Consider the following 17,326-nt stretch of genomic DNA (forward strand, 5'->3'; position numbering starts at 1 on the left):
ATTCGCTTAAATAGGGGTCTCGCCCCGCCTGCCGACTTGCGCTTCCACGGCCTTCTCGACGGCGCGCTTCAGTTCGTCCTTGATCTCAACCGTCTCGGCCATCAGCGTCTCGATCTTGAGGAATTCGAGCACGCGGTATTTCGAGACATTCGGGCGGATCAGAATGTCCGGCGGGTGCTGCCCGAGCTTGTTGGCGATGATCGACTGCATCATCAGTTGCGTGGCGCCATACATCAGATCGACGGTGGTCGGATGCCTGCGCTCGGCCTCGCTCGGCGCGCCGACGACATCGACTGCGATGATGATGTCGGCGTCCCTCTCGATGAGGTCGAAAGGCACGGGGTTGTAGATGCCGCCATCGATCAGCACGCGGCCCTCGCGCGTCACCGGACGGAAGACCGCCGGGATCGCCGCCGAAGCGGCAAGCGCCGAATGCAGGTCGCCTTCGGTGAACACCGCAAGGCTGTGACCGAAATAATCGGTCGCGGTCACCTTGAGCGGGATCTTCAGCGCCTCGAATGTCTGCGGAATCGCCTCGGGCAGGAAGGCTTTCAGAATGCGCTCGATGTTGAACTGGCTGACGCGGATGCCGCCCTGCATGGCCTCCGCGATCGTGCCCGGCCGCGAGCGCCACATGCGCGCCGCCACCTCGGCCCGGCTGCCGAGGATCGACCGGGCATAGTCGTGGATCTCGGCGCCCGTCATGCCCGCCGCCATGCCGGCGCCCATGATGGCGCCGATCGAGGAGCCGGCGATCGCCGTCGGCTTGATGCCGAGCTCGTCGAGAGCCTCGATGACATGGATATGCGCAAGACCGCGCGCGCCGCCGCCGCCGAAGGCCACCCCGAAGGTCGGGCTCATCCCTTGCCGCCTCCGGCCACCTGCACCAGCGGCGGCCCGATGACCATCACCGCGGGGTCGGCCGACAGGAGCTTCTTCGCCGCCGCCTTGACGTCGGCCAGCGTCACCGCGTCGATGAGAGCCGCGCGGCGCTTGATATAATCGATGCCGAGATTATCGAGCTGCAGTTCCACGAGGGTCGCGGCAATCGAGCTGGAGGAATCCAGATTGTTGATGGCGTAGGCGCCGATCATGTATTTCTTGGTCGCCGCGAGTTCCTCCTCGGTGGGGCCGTTCTCGGCCATGTCCTTCACCACCTGGCGCACGATCGAAAGCGTCTGGGCGGCGCGGTCGGAACGCGTCGCCGTCGTCACCAGCAGCGCGTTGGAATGCTCGTGATCGACGAGATCGGAGCTGACGCTATAGGCAAGGCCGCGCTTCTCGCGCACCTGCTCGTAAAGCCGCGACGTAAATGTCGAACCGCCGAGAATCTCGTTCATCAGCACGGCGGCGTAGAAATCGGGGTCGCTGCGCTTCACGCCCGGCCAGGCAAGCTGCAGGGAAGTCTGCGGCAAGTCATAATTCACTTCGAGCTGCTGGCCGAGCTTGGGCTTGATGTCGGCAACCGGCGCCAGCGTCTGCCTGTCCGGCAGCTCGCCGAACACCTCGTCAAGCCTGCCGCTCAAGGTGGCGGCGTCGATGTCGCCCACGACCGCCACATGCAGGCCGCCGCGGGCGAAGTTCGCCTTGTGGAAGGCCCTGAGGTCGTCGGCAGTGATGGTGGCGAGGCTGTCCTTGTTACCCTCGTCCGGCCGCGCATAGGGATGCTGGCCATAAATCGCACGCAGCCAGCGCTGCTGGCCGATCGTGTTGGGGTCCCGCTCATTGGCGAGAATGCCGGAGAGGATCTGGGCGCGGATGCGGTCGATCGGCGCGTGGTCGAAGCGCGGGCTGTTCACCGCCAGCTTCAGCAGGCCAAAAGCCTCGTCCTTCCGGTCGGACAGCATGCGCATCGAGCCATAGGTGCCGTCGCGCGCCGCCTGGAAGCTCATCTCGGCGCCGGCATCGTCGAGCCTCATCTGGAAGGCCTCGCTGTCGAGGTCGCCGGCGCCCTCGTCGAACAGTCCGGTCATCAGGTTGACCAGGCCTTCCTTGCCGGAGGGGTCCTGCGCCGTGCCGCCGTCGAAGACGAAGCGGATCGCAATCAGCGGAATGGAATGGTCCTCCACCAGCCAGGCGGTGACGCCCTTCTTCGACTTCACCTCCTGAATATTCATCTCGGCGCGCGCGGCAAGCACCGGCAAAAACAGGAAGAACAGGGCGAAGCAAAGGGTGGCGACGGCGCGGTAGACCCTGCCGCCTTCCGCCGCGGGGTACGAGATGCTCTTTGTCGTTGCGATTGCCATGCTCATCATCAATTCCCCGCCTGCTGCTGCGGCAAGAGATAGCCGGTTGTGGAGCGATCGAGCACCAGGTAGCGAGCGGCGACCGCCTTCACCTCGTCGGCGGTTACCTTGCGGATGCGGTCCGGCCATTCTTGGACGTCCTTGACATTGCCGCCGGTGGCAAGCGTCGAGCCATACATGTTGGCCATATCCTCCTGCTTGTCGCGCGCAAAGATCATCGAGCGCACATAGCGGGTCTTGGCCCGCTCCAGTTCGTCGTCGCTCACGCCGTCCTTGACGATGCGGGCGATCTCGGCATCGACCGCCGCTTCGACATCGGCAAGCCTGGCGTCGCCGCGCGGAGCGCCATAGACGGTGAAGTTGGTGGCGTCGAGCATGGTGCCCTGGAAGTAGGCGCCGGCCTCGGAAGCGATACCCTGCTTGACGACCAGCTGCTGGTACAACCTGCTGCGGTTGTCACCGCCAAGGATCTCGGCAAGCAGGTCGAGCGCCTCGGCTTCGCCGGGCTTGGCCGTGTGATAGGACGGCACCACCCATTGCGTCGAAAAGTTCGGCACTGAGACGCGCGCGTCGGTCAGCGTCACCGTGCGCTTCGTGTTCTGCTCCGGCTCGACGGGGCGGATGCGCGGCCGCAGGTCCGGGCCGCGAGCGACCTTGCCATAGGTCCTTTCGGCCATCGCCTTCACCGCGTCGGGATCGACGTCGCCCGCCACCACCAGCACAGCGTTGTTCGGCCGATAATAGGCGTCGTAGAAGGCTTTCGCGTCCGGACGGTTCAACTCTTCCATCTCCTGCAGCCAGCCGATCACCGGAATGCGGTATGGCTGGTTCTGCCAGAGCGTCGCGTCGACCTCCTCGTCGAGCACCGCCTGCGGATTGCTGTCAATGCGCGAGCGGCGCTCCTCCAGGATCACGTCGCGCTCGGTCTTGATGACATCGTCGGTCAGGATGAGGTTGCGCATGCGATCGGCCTCGAAGCCCATCATCTCTTCGAGCGCGGAAGGCGGCACCGTCTCGTGGAAGGCGGTGTAATCATAGGAGGTGAAGGCATTGTTGGAGCCGCCGATCTCGGCCACGGCGCGGTCGAACTCGCCGGCGGCGTGGTGGGTCGTCGCCTTGAACATCAGGTGCTCGAAGAAATGCGCGATGCCGGATTTGCCGGGCGGCTCGTCGGCGCTGCCAATCTTGTACCAGACCATATGCGTGACAATCGGGGCGCGGTGGTCCGGGATGACGACCACTTCCATGCCGTTGTCGAGCAGGAAATCCTTGACCGCGCTGTCGTCTGCCGCGCGGGCCGGAGCCGCGGCGAGCGCCAGCGTGCCGACAAGAAGCGCCGCTCGCAGCCCAATCCCCGTTGTTGTCATCAAGGTCTCCGGTCCCGGTTGCGACGATAGGCAAGGTTCGCTGGCGAGGCAAAGTGAATTGTTCGGCATTTTCGAGGCGCTTGTGCCTTTTCCTTCTTCCCATGCGAGAGAAGGGACGCGCCTCGCTCACTCCACCTCGATGAAGCGGATGATCGTTTCGCCGTAATTGCGCTCGTCGATCACGGAAAAACCGGGGCCTGGCTCGAACGGCGCCGAGGCGGCCTCCTCGACGACGCAGAGCGCGCCAGCCAGAAGCCAGCCACCGGCCTTGGCCGAGCGCAGCGCGCGCTCGCCAAGCCCTTTGCCATAGGGCGGGTCGGCAAAGACCAGCCCGAAGGGCGAGATCGTGCCGGCGTCGCCGAGATGCGTGGCGTCGCGGCGGAAGATCTTGGTGCGGCCGGTGAGCCCATAGGTCTCGACATTCTCGCGGATCAGACCTCGCCCCTCCGTCGATTCCTCGATGAAGACGCAGTATGAAGCGCCGCGCGACAGCGCCTCAAGCCCGAGCGCGCCGGTGCCGGCGAAGAGATCGAGCACGCGGACGCCTTCGAGCTTTTCCGCGTAGCGATGCGCCAGAACGTTGAACACCGCCTCGCGGGTGCGGTCGGTGGTCGGGCGGATGGCATTGCTTCTCGGCGTCGCCAGCGGACGCCCGCGGAACTCACCGCCGACGATCCGCATCGCCGCCCCTCTTCGGACCGCGCGGCCTGTTGCCGCCATCGCCTTCCGGGCGCTCGCCGCGCGGCTTGCCGAACGGCTTTGCGCCCGGTTTGCCCTTGCCGCCCGGTTTGAACGACGCCTTGCGCTTCTTCGCCTCGGCGGCTCTGGCGGCATCGGCCTCAGCCCTGCCCTTGCCGATCGGCCTGGCGCCCGGCGCCATCCAGACATTGGCCTTGCGCTGCCTCGGCGGTTCGATCGGCCTCTGCTCGCGCTCGGATTTCCTCCCACCAAAGCGGGGCTTCTCGCCGAACCCACTGCGAGGCTTGTCGCCGAAACCGCCGCGGTCGGACTTCGCGCTGCGCTCGCCAAACGCCCTGTCCGGTTTCGTCGAAAGCTTGCTCAGCGCCTCGTCGCGGCTGTCTTCGCGGCGCTTGCGCGCCTTGATCAGCCCGCCCTCGCCGATCGGCCGGCGGTCGCCGTCGCGGGTGAATTTCGGCCGTTCGACGTCTTCACGGCGCGGCCCGCCGCCGCGCACCGGCTTGTTGGAAAACGGCTTCTGGATCTCGGCATCGAAATTGGCGCCGGATTCCTCGATCAGCCGCTCGCCAAGCTGTTCACGCAGCACGCGGCCCTTGATCTCCAGCACATGGCCCTCGGGCAGGTCCTCCAGTTGGAACGGCCCGTAGGAGATACGGATCAGCCGCGTCACCTCGAGGCCGAGCGCACCGAGGATGTTCTTCACCTCGCGGTTTTTGCCTTCGCGCAAGCCGAGCGTCAGCCAGGCATTGGTGCCCTGCTCGCGGTCCAGCGAGGCCTCGATGGAGCCGTAGAAGACGCCGTCGACGGCGATGCCGTCACGCAGGCCGGCAAGCGCGCTCTCCTCGACCTTGCCATGGACGCGCGCGCGGTAGCGCCGCAGCCAGCCGGTGGCCGGCAATTCGAGCACACGCGCCAGCCCGCCGTCATTGGTCAAAAGCAGCAGGCCCTCGGTGTTGATGTCGAGCCGGCCGATCGTCATCAGCCGCGGCAGATCGGATGGCAGCACGTCGAACACGGTCTTGCGGCCTTCCGGATCGCGGTTGGTGGTGACGACGCCCGCCGGCTTGTGGAACAGGAAGAGGCGCGTGCGCTCGATCGGCGGGATCTCGGTGCCGTCGAGATGGATGACGTCGTTGGCGCCGACGTTGAAAGCGGGCGAGTCCAGCACCTTGCCGTTGACCTTGACGCGGCCGGCGGCGATCAGCTCCTCGGCGTCGCGGCGCGAGGCGATACCGGCGCGCGCCAACCGCTTGGCGATGCGCTCGCCGCTCTCCAGCGCGGCTTCCGAGGAACGCGGCCGCGGCTTGAAGCCTCCTTCCGGCTTTGAGGCGCGCGGACGATCGCTGAAATTGCGTTTCGGCCGGTCGGCAAAGTCGCGTCCGGGACGATCGCCGAACTCGCGCTTGGGGCGGTCGAAACGGCGTTCGCCGCGCTCGCCCTCAGCGGTCGTCGGCCGGTCGCCGCGCAACTCGTAAGGCTTTCGGCCTTCGCGTTTCTCGAAGGGCTTGCCGTCGCCCGGCGGGCCTTTACGGAAGGGTCGTTCGCCGCGCTCTGCACCTTCACCGACCTCGCGCGGCTTGTAGCTGCGCTTGAAGTCGCGCGCCGGACGCCCGCTTTCCGCAGCCATCGGGCGGTCCCCGCGCGGCGTATAAGGCTTGCGGCCTTCACGCTTTTCGAAGGATTTGCCGTCGCGCTGCGGACCTTTGCGGAACGGTCGCTCGCCGTGCTCCGCGCCCTCGCCTGTCTCGCGTGGCTTATCGCTGCGCTTGAAGTCGCCGCGCTCGCCTCCGGCGGCCACCGGCCGCTCACCTTTGGCAAACGGCTTCTTGGCGCCGAAGCCCGGCTTGCCGCCGCGCGGGCCGGCCGGTTTCGAGCCGCCCTTGCGCGGCCCGCGTGGAGATTTCTTGTCGTCGTCCATTACTTTGTCCGTCTTCGCCTGCTACGACGCCGCGCGCCCTTGCGGACGCCCAACGCAGGCAGTGTCATTCTTGATTTTGCGCATCCAGCCGCGCGGCAAAAACCGATTCCGGTTTTCAAGGTCTCGCGCTAGATAACAGGATCACTCCCGGGTGGCGAGAAGTAATCGGAATGGAAACCGCTTGAAACGACCGCATTTCATGGCCTTGGCGCTTGAGGAGGCCGAGGCGGCCGCCGGCCGCGGCGAGGTGCCGGTCGGCGCCGTCATCGCCAATGGCAGCACCGTGGTCGCGAAAGCCGGCAACCGCACGCGTGAACTGTCGGACCCGACCGCGCATGCCGAGATGCTGGCGATCCGCGAGGCGTGCCGCAAGCTCGCCAGCGAGCGGCTGACGGGCCACGACCTTTATGTAACGCTGGAACCCTGCGCGATGTGCGCGGGCGCCATCTCCTTCGCCCGGCTGCGGCGGCTCTATTTCGGCGCCGCCGACGAGAAAGGCGGCGCGGTGATCAACGGCGTGCGCTTCTTCGCGTCACCGACCTGCCATCACATGCCGGACATCTATCCGGGGCTCGGCGAGAGCGACGCCGCCCTCATTCTCAAGGATTTCTTTCGGGAGAGACGGAATGGCGGCGAGTGGTAGTGAGTAGTGAGTAGTGAATAGATGCTACTATTCACTATTCACTATTCACTATTCACTTTTCACTATTCGCTGTTCACAGACCCAGCCAATCGAACCAGCCGCTCTTCTTGCCTTCCGCCTGCGCCTTGAGGCGGCGCTCCTTCTTGTACTCGTCCTCTCCGAGCTCGTTCTGCGGCGCGGTGTCGGCGGGCTGGCGATAGGCGAGCGGCGGCTCACTCAGATATTTGCGAACAGTCGGGTCGCCCTGCTTCTGTTCGGCGAGCCGGCGCTGAATCTCGGCGCGGCGCGTAGCGCTGGAATCATCCGGCGACCAGCGCGGCGGATGGCTGGAGCCCGACTCGGCCATCGCCTTCTTCACCGCTTCGGGATCGGTCTGCACGTCCTCGACTGCTTCCGGCTGGTAGTTGGGATCGTTCTGGTGCGCGGTGGCGTCGGCACGGATGCGGGCGCGGCGCGCCTCCGGCGATTCGGGCCAGTCGGCGCTCGCCGTCTGAATGCTCTGCTGCGGCGGTGGGAGGCTTTCCTTTTGCCCCGGAGCGGGCTTCACCAGGTCGGGACGCGGCTTGTAGTCGATCGGATCGCGACGCTTCGGCGTGATCGAGGCGGCGCCGGAAACATCGTCGAACAGCTGCGCGGCAGCCGTCTTGCCGGTTCCGTAGGTGGGCGAGCTCATGCAGCCGGACAAAGCGATGGCCGATACCACAAGCGGCGCCACCAGCGCGGCGCGCGCAAACGTTCTGTCGGTCATGCCAAAAAGTCCCACTCTAACAGCCTTTCGGTCGCCACCGGCCAACGGCACGGTCCCCTTCTTCCCCGCACTTGCGATGGAAATCCGGCGACAATTTGTCTGCCGGAGTGTCGCGTGTTTACCTCAACCACTTGTTAAGGGCAACGCATGGGCGGTTTCAGGCCGCCCGGCGTGGCACTTTTGCACCGGCTTATAAACAGTGGCTACAGTCGGCCCAATGCTCTTAGCTCGTGCAGCACGGCCGCATCGCGGGCCGAGACATCCGGGAATTCCGGATCCTGGCCGACATCGGCGGTGTAGCGCCAGGAGCGCGCGCATTTGACCAGACCGCGATCCTCGGCTTTCTCCACCACCACCGCCACGCCCTTGACGTCGTCGAGCGTGAAGGCGCCTTCCGGCGCCTTGCCACGGCTGATGACGAGGTCGCTGGTGATCGCCATCTCGGCCATGTCGACATCAGCGATCGCCGTTTCCAGCGCGGCGTCGTCGAGGGTGACCACCGGCACGGCTTCCAGGGAGGAGCCGATCACCTTCTCGGCCCTTGCGATCTCGAGCGCTCCGGTGACCACGCGGCGCACCTGCCTGACCTTGCGCCATTTCTCGGCAAGCGCCTCGTTCCTCCAGCTTTCCGGAATTGCCGGGAACTGGTCGAGATGCACCGAGACGGCTTCCGGATGGCGGTCGAGCCAGGCTTCCTCGGTGGTGAAGGGCAGCATCGGCGCGAGCCACTTCACCAGGCACTCGAAGAGGTGGCGCACCACCTGCACGGCCGCTCTGCGGCGCAGGCTGGACGGCCCGTCGCAATAAAGCGCGTCCTTGCGGATGTCGAAATAGAAGGCCGAGAGCTCCACCACCATGAAGTCGAGCAATGCGCGGGTGTTGCGCTTGAACTCGAACGCGTCGTAGCCCTGGCGCACCACCTCGTCCAGTTCGGACAACCGGTGCAGCATCAGCCGCTCCAGTTCCGGCATGGCCTCGACCGGCACATCCTGGCCATCGTCATGGGCAAGCGTGCCCAGCATCCAGCGGATCGTGTTCCTGAGCTTGCGGTAGGCGTCGATATTGGTCTGCAGCACATTCTTGCCGAGCCGCTGGTCTTCCCAATAATCGGTCGTCACCACCCAAAGCCGCAGGATATCTGCGCCGGACTGCTTGATGACATCCTGCGGCACGACGGTGTTGCCGAGCGACTTCGACATCTTGCGGCCTTCCTCATCCATGGTGAAGCCATGGGTGATGACCGTGTCGTAAGGCGCCCTGCCCCTGGTGCCGCAGCTTTCGAGCAGCGAGGAATGGAACCAGCCGCGATGCTGGTCCGAGCCCTCGAGATAGACGTCGGCCGGCCATTTGAGATCCGGGCGGTCTTCCAGCGTGAAGACATGCGTCGAGCCGGAGTCGAACCAGACGTCGAGGATGTCCATCACCTGGTGCCATTTCGAGGCATCGTGGTTGCCGAGGAAGCGCGCCTTGGCGCCCTCGGCGAACCAGGCGTCGGCGCCCTCCTTCTCGAAAGCATCCATGATGCGTCGGTTGACGGCCTCGTCCTTCAGGACGTTGCCGTCGTCATCGGCGAAGACGGCGATCGGCACGCCCCAGGCGCGCTGGCGCGACAGCACCCAGTCGGGGCGCTCCTCGATCATGGCGCGGATGCGGTTCTGGCCCGCCGCCGGCACGAAGCGCGTATCGTCGATCGCCTTCAGCGCGCGGCTGCGCAGCGTCGTGCCGTCGCCGAGGTCCTTGTCCATATAGACGAACCATTGCGGCGTGTTGCGGAAGATGACCGGCTTCTTGGAGCGCCAGGAGTGCGGATAGCTGTGCTTCAGCCGGCCGCGCGCGAAGAGCGCGTTGCGCTTGATCAGCTCGTCGATGACCGCCTGGTTGGCATTGCCCTTCTTGCCGTTGTCGTCGATGACGCGCGCCGCGCCGCCTTCGCGCCCCGGGCCGAAGCCCGGCGCGTCCTTGGTGAAGAAGCCGGCATCATCGACGGTGAAGGGGATCGTGGTATCGACACCGCGTGCCCGCAGGTCAGCGGCCGCTTCCATCCAGGCGTCGAAGTCCTCTCGGCCATGGCCGGGCGCGGTATGCACGAAGCCGGTGCCGGCATCGTCGGTGACATGCTCGCCGGCAACCATCGGCACCGGGAATTCATAGCCGCCGCCGAGCCCCTTGAAGGGATGCGAAAGCGTAAGCTTGCCAAGCTGTTCGGCCGATACGCTGTGAAGCCTGTTCAATGTAACCTTGGCCTTGGCGGCGCATTCCTCGGCCAAGGCGTCGGCAAAGATCAGCTTCTCGCCGGGCTGCGGGCCGAAGGCGTTCTCGGCCGCCGTCACCTCATAGAGGCCATAGGCGACGCGCGGCGAATAGCTGACCGCGCGATTGCCGGGGATGGTCCAGGGCGTGGTCGTCCAGATGACGACATGCGCCTCGACGAGATCGAGCGCGGTCTCATCCAGCGCTGGCGCCGTATCGGCGCCAGCGACCGGCTGGGCGAGGCTCGCGACCGGGAATTTCGCCCAGATCGTGTCGCTCTCATAGTCCTGATACTCGACCTCTGCCTCGGCAAGCGCGGTGCGCTCGACCACGCTCCACATCACCGGCTTCGAGCCGCGATAGAGCTGGCCGGACATCGCGAACTTCAGCAGCTCGCCGGCGATGCGCGACTCGGCATGGTAAGCCATGGTCGTATAGGGATTGTCGAAATCGCCGATGACGCCGAGGCGCTGGAACTCGCCGCCCTGCACCTTGATCCAGTTGGCGGCGAAGTCGCGGCATTCCCTGCGGAACTCGTTGACCGGAACCTCGTCCTTGTTCTTGCCCTTGGCGCGGTACTGCTCCTCGATCTTCCATTCGATCGGCAGGCCGTGGCAGTCCCAACCCGGCACGTAATTGGCATCGTAGCCGCGCATCTGGAAGGAGCGGTTGATGACATCCTTGAGGATCTTGTTCAGCGCATGGCCGATATGGATGTTGCCGTTGGCGTAGGGCGGGCCGTCATGCAGTACGAATTTCTCGCGGCCGGCAGCCTCCTCGCGCAGCTTTTTGTAAAGGTCCATGTCCTGCCAGCGCTTGACCAGGCCCGGCTCCTTCTCGGGCAGCCCGGCGCGCATCGGGAAATCCGTCTGCGGCAAATAAAGCGTTTTGGAATAATCGATCGTCTCAACGGTGTCGGTCATTGATCTGCCATCTCAGGGTACCCGACGACAAAGCCGGGCGTTCAAGTCTTGCTTTGACGCGTATCGTTTTCCCAAAACCGAAGCCACATTCGGGCGATATGCGTTGATGTTCATGAAAAACGCGAGGGGCGCGCGCGAAACTCCCGGCGGCTCCAGCGGCGCTCAGGCCGCCCGGAACACCGGGCCCGTAATTCGTATCGCGATCGCGAAAAGGCGCGAAAAGCTCGTCATGGCGTGGCTTTTAGCGGATGGCGCGACAGGAATAAAGCGCGGATTTCAAGGCGTGAAGCCGCTTTCACGACCTACATTGTGAAATTGAAGCGGTAAGTGGTCGAGACACCGAAGGTCCACTGGTTGCGGTCGCCCCGTTCCTTGACCAGGCTGGAATCGGCAGCCGGCCCTATCAGGCGCGAATACTCGGTGAAGACGCTCGCCGTCATCGGCTCCGTCACTTTCCAGGTGATCGCGCCGCCGAGGCCTGTCGATTTCACGCCGCCGCCCGGATGGTACTCGCTCAAGCCCGAAGCCGCCGCTTCCTTGGCGCTGACGCCGTAATAGGCGTCGAAATAGTTGGACGAGGCGAAAGAGACGCGCGGGCCGCCGGAAATGCGGACCGTCGGCGTGATGTCGTAGAAGGCGTCGGCGGCAATATCCGCGACGAAACCGTTATGGGCTCGAATGCCGTGCCTGAGCTCCGCCCGCGCCCTCACCCAATCCAGCGGGTAGAATTCGAAGAATCCGCCCGCCTCGCCGCCCCAGCGAACCGGATCGAGGCCCTTCAACTCGTCCTTGCTCTCGCGCGAGAATACGAACTTGCCGGTCAAGCCGGCGCGAACGGAACCGTCATCGATCAGCGCCAGCGAGATGTTGTCGTTGCGCGAGGTGAAGCGCGCCTCGGGACCCACCTTACCGAGCGAGATGATCGGCTGGGCGCTCAACATGTATCTCTTGCCGCCCTCGAAATTCGGCGCGACGAGAGCCGTGGCGCCGAGGGTGAGATACCAGTCACCGGATATCCAGCCGCCCTCGCCCGCCTGGGCGACAGGTAGGGTGAACAGGCTCACGGCGACAGCCAGAGGAATCTTCCCGCCAATACGCATTGTCACCCCTTACGTGAAACGCGCCGGCAGCACCACCCGCCGACGCCCAACGCAATGCCGTGCGTTCGGTAAAATTTGACTTAAAATCGGTGCATGGTCGGCAGCATGCGGAGATGAGGACGGCTCGCCGGATCAGGCACTGCGCGGCGCGACCGGCGGGTCCAGCAGCCTGGCCACCGCCTTGGCACCTTTTCCGCCAATACGCGCAGATCCGTCGTCACCCACCTCCACCGTGGCGCCGTTAGCGAAGCTGAGTGACCAGCCGTCGTTGCTGGCGTTGCGCCGGCGGTCGGTGAGTTCGATGCCGCCGGCGGTGACCAGCGCGACAATCCTGTCAGCGTCCATCTTCGTCCTCCGGATACGGGCCATCAATTCAGATCGAGCCCGCCGGTGAGATCGCCGAGCGGCGGCTCGCCATGCGCTGCGACCGCCTTGTCACGGACAACGATGCCATGCAGGACCGGCAGCTCGAAGCGCTCTGTAATGAAGCGCAGGATCGACGTCGTGTCATAGGGCGTGTGATCGACGTAGCCGTGTTTGGCGAAGGGAGAAATGATGATCGCGGGAATGCGCGTGCCGGGACCCCAGCGATCGCCCTTGGGCGGCGCGACATGATCCCAGATGCCGCCATTCTCGTCATAAGTGACGACGACCAGCATATGCGGCCATTGCGGGCTTTTCTCCAGATGCGCGACGACATCGGCAATATGGTGGTCGCCGGCCTGGATGTCGGCATAGCCGGAATGCTCGTTGAGATTGCCCTGGGGCTTGTAGAAGGAGACCTGTGGCAGGACGCCATCGTCGATGGCCTGGATGAAGCTCACGCCGCTCAGCCCGGCATCGCGCAGATGCTCGCGCCTGGCTTCGGTGCCCGGCGCGAAGTTGGCGTAATAGTTGAACGGCTGGTGGTGATACTGGAAATTCGGGATTGGCGTGTGGTTGCCGTGTTCAAGCGTGTACTGCCAGGCGCCCGAATACCACGCCCAGCTGACGTGCTTGAGGCTGAGCATGTCGCCGATGGTCGGCTCCGTCTGCGGCGGCAATGTCGTGGGCTTGGCCGGATCGGCCAGGCGCGGATCGCCGCCGGGCGCCGGATCGTTGCCGCTCGGCTGGTAGGGCGGCTGCATCGTGTTCACCGCGTAGAAATCCGGCGTCAGATTGCCGTCGGAGACGAATTTCGGGATGCCGTCGCGCGCCGATTTCGGCGAATTGTCCGCGACCTTCAGTGCTGTGCCGCTAGCGTCCGTCACCGCGATCGACGGCTTGGCCGGGTTCTTGTCGGCATCCGCATAATAAGGCGCGCAGGCGCAGATCAGCCATTGATGATTGAAAAAAGAGCCGCCGAAGCCGCCCATGAAGAAATGGTCGGCCAGAACGTACTTCTGCGCAACGGCCCACATATCGCCCTTGGAGGTGTCCCAGTTGCTCATCGGCATGGCGCCTGAATCGCCCCAGGCGACGAACATGTCGTTCTTGCCGCCGTTGATCTGCATCTGGTTCTGGTAATAGCGGTGCCAGAGATCGTGCGTTATGACGTTGAGCGGGACGTTGAAACCTTTCGCGTCGTTGACGGTGAAAGGCGCGTTCGGAAGGTGCTCGGTCATTGACTGCGTCACCGGCGGCGTCACGCCTTTGGCAGTCAGCCCGTCCCAGACCGGCGGCAGTTCGGACAAGACGGAACCGTCACGGTCACGCTGCTGCAGGCTTTCCGGGCTCGCCTTGTCGATGCCCTCGGCGCCGGGAAAATGACCATAGAGATTGTCGAAAGCGCGGTTCTCCGCGAAGATGACGACCACCGTTTCTATTTTGGAAATGCCATCCGGCGGATCGCCTGGCTGGGCTGCGGAGGCGGAAACCGGAGCGGCAGCACACAAAGCGAGAGTCGAGGAAATCAGGGCAAGCCCACAAGAGCGCTTCATCACCGTACCTCACCAGTGGTGCAAAAACGGGATGACACCAGCTTCGGCGCGCCTTTGCAATAGCGGCGACTCTGGACGGCAGTGGAACCACCCTTCCTGACGGTAGCATGCGCCAGCACAGCGGCAGCGCGCTTGGCGATTTGGGATTGCTTATGTCGCTGTGCTAAGCGGCACGCCGGTTGTGGCGCAGGGTCTCTATCAGATCGCAGGCCGCTTCCAGTCCGCCGGTAAGCGGGTTTGACGCTCCATAGGCAAGAGCCGCCCGGTGCCATTGCGCGCGGACCGCCGGATCGCCGGCCCTCAGGATCGCCTGCCGCCAGATTTCGGGATCGTCGCGATTGGCCACGACCAGTCCCGCTCCGCTGGCCTCGACATATTTTGCATATCCGCACGCGTCCGAGGTGATAACCGGCAGGCCATTCGCGAGCGCCTCGAGGATCACCGTGCCGGTATTTTCCAGGCGCGCCGCGTGCAACATGAAATCGCTCGCAACCACGATCGCCGGGATATCTTCCTGGATGCCCATCAGCGTGACCCGATCCGACATCCCGGATTTGGCGATCAGGCCGCGAAGCCGGATTTCTTCCTCACTGCCCTTTCGAAAGCCGGCAACCAGCCAATGTATCCCCGGGAACGGCTCTAGAGCCTTTACCGCCCGGTCGAGACCTTTCACCTTCAATCTGTTGGCGATGCTCAACGCAATGACCGCTTCGCGAGGAAGCCCAAAGCGATGGCGGATCTCACTGCGGTCACCGGCCTGCAGTTCCGGTCGGCAGCGCCGCGGATCGAGCGTCGGCCCGACAACGTGGATGCGGGATCCCTCGGTTCGCCAGAAGTCGCGGTAAAGCGCTGCCTGGTTTTCGCTGAGCGCGATGATCTGCGCGGCGTTGCCGGGGGCAAAGATCATCGATTCGAGGTTCTGCTGGCGAATGAAGCGGGGCGAAAACGGCCGCCACCAGCCGAGCTTCGAGGCAAAGTAAGGTGGGTCGCCGGCATAGTAGATGTCCAGGCCAGCCATCTTGTTGAACCCGACCACGCAGTCGAAATCCCGCCGGGCCGCCAGGACGGTCCTTCCCAGCGCATATTCGGTGCCCGGGTTGGAGAGAACCCGTGCCGGATGGACCTTTATTGTCGCCGAGCTCTCGACATGACCGACCTGACGCGTCGTCAGGATCGTCACGCTATGGCCGCGCCGGATAAGGCGGTCGCTGATATTGAGACAATCCCTTTGCAGCCCCCCGTTCATAAAGAGGGCAGAGATTGCGCAGCAGATTCTCATCGCATCTTCCGGAGCGCCGTCTTACCCCAGTCAGGTCGGCAGAGAGCATCCGGGTGCGCCCGGACTTCTCCGTTCAAACAAACAAGCAGGGCGCGTAAATGTCAGTCGTGTCGAAAATACGAATATGCTGTATATAATCGGTTATCAAGAGACTTGGATGCTGCCGCGTTCGAGCTTTTCCAAAAGCCAGTTGGAGCGCGCGCCCATGCAAATTCCCCTGATCGACCGCGATTGCCGGGCCGGACTCGATTGAAAGCCGCCATACCGTGCCAAAGGCCCTGCGCGAATATGACTGGCGGCAATGGCTGAGGCTGCAGCCGCCAATACACGCCATCAAGACTGCCCGTTACCGGCGAATCGACCGGAGCTTTCTGCGTCAACCGGCCACGGATGGCAGTATCCAGGATATTCGTGCCGCCGCCCGGGGCCGCCATGTCCTGATGACGGTAGCCTTCGGCGATGCCCAATGCCTGGATCTGCATTTGCGACTGACCAGAGGACTTGTTCGTCACGATCTCCATATCGTGGCCGACAATAGCGTCGATGAAGCTTCCGCAGACGAGAACAGACGCGTTTGCGCGGACCGTGGGGCCGCCTATATCAGGCTGCCGGCCAATCCGTGGACTGTGAAAAACCCGAGCCGGTCGCACGGCGCGGCGCTCAACTGGATGTGGCACAATGTGCTCAAGCCTGCCGCACCGGCCGCGTTCGGATTCCTGGACCAGGATCTTTTCCCCACGCAGCGATGCGATCCCTTCGAGCCTCTTGAAGCCGCGGCCTTTTACGGCGACCTGCGCTGGGCAGGCGCGCGATGGTATTTGTGGGCCGGCTATTGTTTCTTTCGATTCGACGCCGTTGGCCGCGAGCCTCTCGATTTCGGACTCGACTGGTTCGCCGGCCTCGACACGGGCGGAGCCAATTGGGAGGTGCTTTATTGGGACGTGGACCCGAACACTGTGCCGCAACGGCCGATAAATGCATTCGCCGCCTTGCCGGGGATTGATCTCAGACAGGCCTATTGCGAATGGCGGGGAAGCTGGCTTCATGAAGTCGGCCTCGACGGCGACCCGTTGTTGAAGGCGAAAAAGCGTGAAGCGGTCCTGCGGCTGCTCGCCCCCGCCCTTGAGGCCTCCTCGGACCGGCCAGACAAGGAAATTGACAGTCGACAGATCGACTGAACTCTGGAATTGGAATTTTTGAGACCTGGCTGCCGCATCCGGTAATCGACGGCCATTCGATCGCGGCCGATTATCGCAAGGACCATTCTATTGCCGACAGTAAGCGTGATCATTCCGGTGAGAGACGGCGCACAATATGTCGGCGAGGCCCTGCAAAGCATCCTGGACCAGGATCTGGCGGATATCGAAGTGATCGTCGTCGACGACGGATCTTGCGATAACAGCGCCGCGATCGCGACGTCGATCAGCGACCGTGACAGCCGCGTCAAAATGGTCGCCAACAGCGGCAAGGGAATCGTCGATGCGCTGAACATGGGGATTTCGCTCGCGCAGGCTCCTCTCGTGGCGCGCATGGATTGCGACGACGTCTCGCTGCCCAGCAGGTTGCGCCTGCAGGTGGCGCGTTTCGAGGCTGATCCCGATTTGCAGCTGCTCGGCACGGCGGGATTGCAGATCGACCCGGAGGGAAAGCTGTTGAGGCCGATCGACGTCCCCGTGGGCAACGACCCGTTGCGGGACGCGCTTGCCAGGTATAATCCCATGCTCCATCCGACGGTGATGTTCCGGACCGAGGCTGTCCGGCGCGCGGGAGGCTATCGTCGCGCGTTCACCTACGCCGAAGACTACGATCTATGGCTGCGGCTTTCCGAGACGGGAAAACTGGCCAATATGGAAGTGCCGCTCGTGAAGCTGAGGTCGCATCCGGGACAAGTATCGCGGGTGAAGCAGGACCAGCAAAAGGCGGCCGCGGCATTGGCCAGGCAGTCGGCGCTGTTGCGTCGCCATCGCGCCGAGCCGTTCGACGTGAACGGCCAACCCGCGCAGGCCATCGCAAGTTTTCTGGCATGGCGCGCCGGCACGGGGGTCGGCGTCTCCAGCCTGGAAAGACGCGACATCGAATTGCTGTTGCGAAGCGCGGGCATACCCATGGCCGTCACGTGCAAGCTGCTGTTCCTCGCGGCTGTCGGGGCCCCCTCTTTCAGGACGCTCGCGCTCGGGCCTCGACTGGCCTGGCGCAGGATGATCGCGCGCCCTGCAAAGATGCGGCCGAACTGA

At 64.3% G+C, this 17,326-nt stretch carries 14 protein-coding genes; 3 read left to right on the forward strand and 11 right to left on the reverse strand.

The genetic code is table 11. The features are described from left to right. Positions 1-6: 6 nt before the first annotated feature. The 5 genes from P9273_RS20640 to P9273_RS20660 all read right to left on the reverse strand — a co-directional run bounded on the left by P9273_RS20640 (position 7) and on the right by P9273_RS20660 (position 6,230). On the reverse strand, positions 7-861 hold the full coding sequence (locus P9273_RS20640) for a patatin-like phospholipase family protein (protein ID WP_041001065.1): 855 nt from the start codon (positions 859-861) through the stop codon (positions 7-9). Beyond that, positions 858-2,255, reverse strand: a complete 1,398-nt coding sequence (locus P9273_RS20645) for a M16 family metallopeptidase (protein WP_278050549.1) — start codon at positions 2,253-2,255, stop codon at positions 858-860. The genes P9273_RS20640 and P9273_RS20645 overlap by 4 nt, the downstream gene beginning before the upstream one ends. Next, positions 2,255-3,613 (reverse strand): M16 family metallopeptidase, encoded by a 1,359-nt coding sequence (locus tag P9273_RS20650; RefSeq protein ID WP_278050550.1) that lies wholly within the window; start codon positions 3,611-3,613, stop codon positions 2,255-2,257. Before P9273_RS20650 ends, P9273_RS20645 begins: the two co-directional genes overlap by 1 nt. A 126-nt stretch (positions 3,614-3,739) precedes the next feature. Further along, a complete protein-coding gene (rsmD, locus tag P9273_RS20655; RefSeq protein WP_278050551.1) occupies positions 3,740-4,294 on the reverse strand; it encodes a 16S rRNA (guanine(966)-N(2))-methyltransferase RsmD in 555 nt (184 codons plus the stop codon). Further along, positions 4,275-6,230 carry a pseudouridine synthase gene (locus P9273_RS20660; RefSeq protein WP_278050552.1) on the reverse strand — a complete coding sequence of 652 codons (1,956 nt, stop codon included), beginning with the start codon at positions 6,228-6,230 and terminating at the stop codon, positions 4,275-4,277. The genes rsmD and P9273_RS20660 overlap by 20 nt, the downstream gene beginning before the upstream one ends. Before the next feature lie 181 nt (positions 6,231-6,411). Here P9273_RS20660 and P9273_RS20665 point away from each other — a divergent pair, with 181 nt between their 5' ends. Next, on the forward strand, positions 6,412-6,873 hold the full coding sequence (locus tag P9273_RS20665) for a nucleoside deaminase (protein WP_278050553.1): 462 nt from the start codon (positions 6,412-6,414) through the stop codon (positions 6,871-6,873). Between the two features lie 73 nt (positions 6,874-6,946). On the opposite strand, the gene P9273_RS20670 is transcribed toward P9273_RS20665, so the two are convergent. The 6 genes from P9273_RS20670 to P9273_RS20695 form a co-directional block, all read right to left on the reverse strand. Then, positions 6,947-7,621 carry a hypothetical protein gene (locus P9273_RS20670; protein ID WP_041001078.1) on the reverse strand — a complete coding sequence of 225 codons (675 nt, stop codon included), beginning with the start codon at positions 7,619-7,621 and terminating at the stop codon, positions 6,947-6,949. A gap of 203 nt (positions 7,622-7,824) precedes the next feature. Further along, complete coding sequence (ileS, locus tag P9273_RS20675; protein WP_278050554.1) at positions 7,825-10,794, reverse strand: isoleucine--tRNA ligase; 2,970 nt, start codon at positions 10,792-10,794, stop codon at positions 7,825-7,827. Positions 10,795-11,096: 302 nt separating this feature from the next. Beyond that, positions 11,097-11,894, reverse strand: coding sequence for a MipA/OmpV family protein (locus P9273_RS20680; protein WP_278050555.1), 798 nt, complete (start codon positions 11,892-11,894; stop codon positions 11,097-11,099). Positions 11,895-12,026: 132 nt separating this feature from the next. Continuing rightward, the gene (locus tag P9273_RS20685) at positions 12,027-12,239 is read right to left on the reverse strand and encodes a hypothetical protein (protein WP_278050556.1); all 213 of its coding nucleotides are present in this window, start codon (positions 12,237-12,239) and stop codon (positions 12,027-12,029) included. 23 nt (positions 12,240-12,262) lie between these two features. Continuing rightward, entirely contained in the window at positions 12,263-13,813 is a 1,551-nt protein-coding gene (locus P9273_RS20690) for an acid phosphatase (RefSeq protein ID WP_278050557.1), read from the reverse strand. A gap of 163 nt (positions 13,814-13,976) precedes the next feature. Further along, positions 13,977-15,092: a glycosyltransferase family 4 protein gene (locus P9273_RS20695; RefSeq protein WP_336619398.1), complete on the reverse strand. Its 1,116-nt coding sequence runs from the start codon at positions 15,090-15,092 to the stop codon at positions 13,977-13,979. A 266-nt stretch (positions 15,093-15,358) separates the two neighbouring features. Between P9273_RS20695 and P9273_RS20700 the strand changes: the two genes are divergently transcribed. Both P9273_RS20700 and P9273_RS20705 read left to right on the forward strand, forming a co-directional pair. Further along, entirely contained in the window at positions 15,359-16,270 is a 912-nt protein-coding gene (locus tag P9273_RS20700) for a hypothetical protein (protein ID WP_278050558.1), read from the forward strand. Between the two features lie 105 nt (positions 16,271-16,375). Beyond that, complete coding sequence (locus P9273_RS20705; RefSeq protein WP_278050559.1) at positions 16,376-17,326, forward strand: glycosyltransferase; 951 nt, start codon at positions 16,376-16,378, stop codon at positions 17,324-17,326.

The sequence above is a fragment of the Mesorhizobium sp. WSM4935 genome, from assembly GCF_029625735.1.
Lineage (GTDB): Bacteria > Pseudomonadota > Alphaproteobacteria > Rhizobiales > Rhizobiaceae > Mesorhizobium.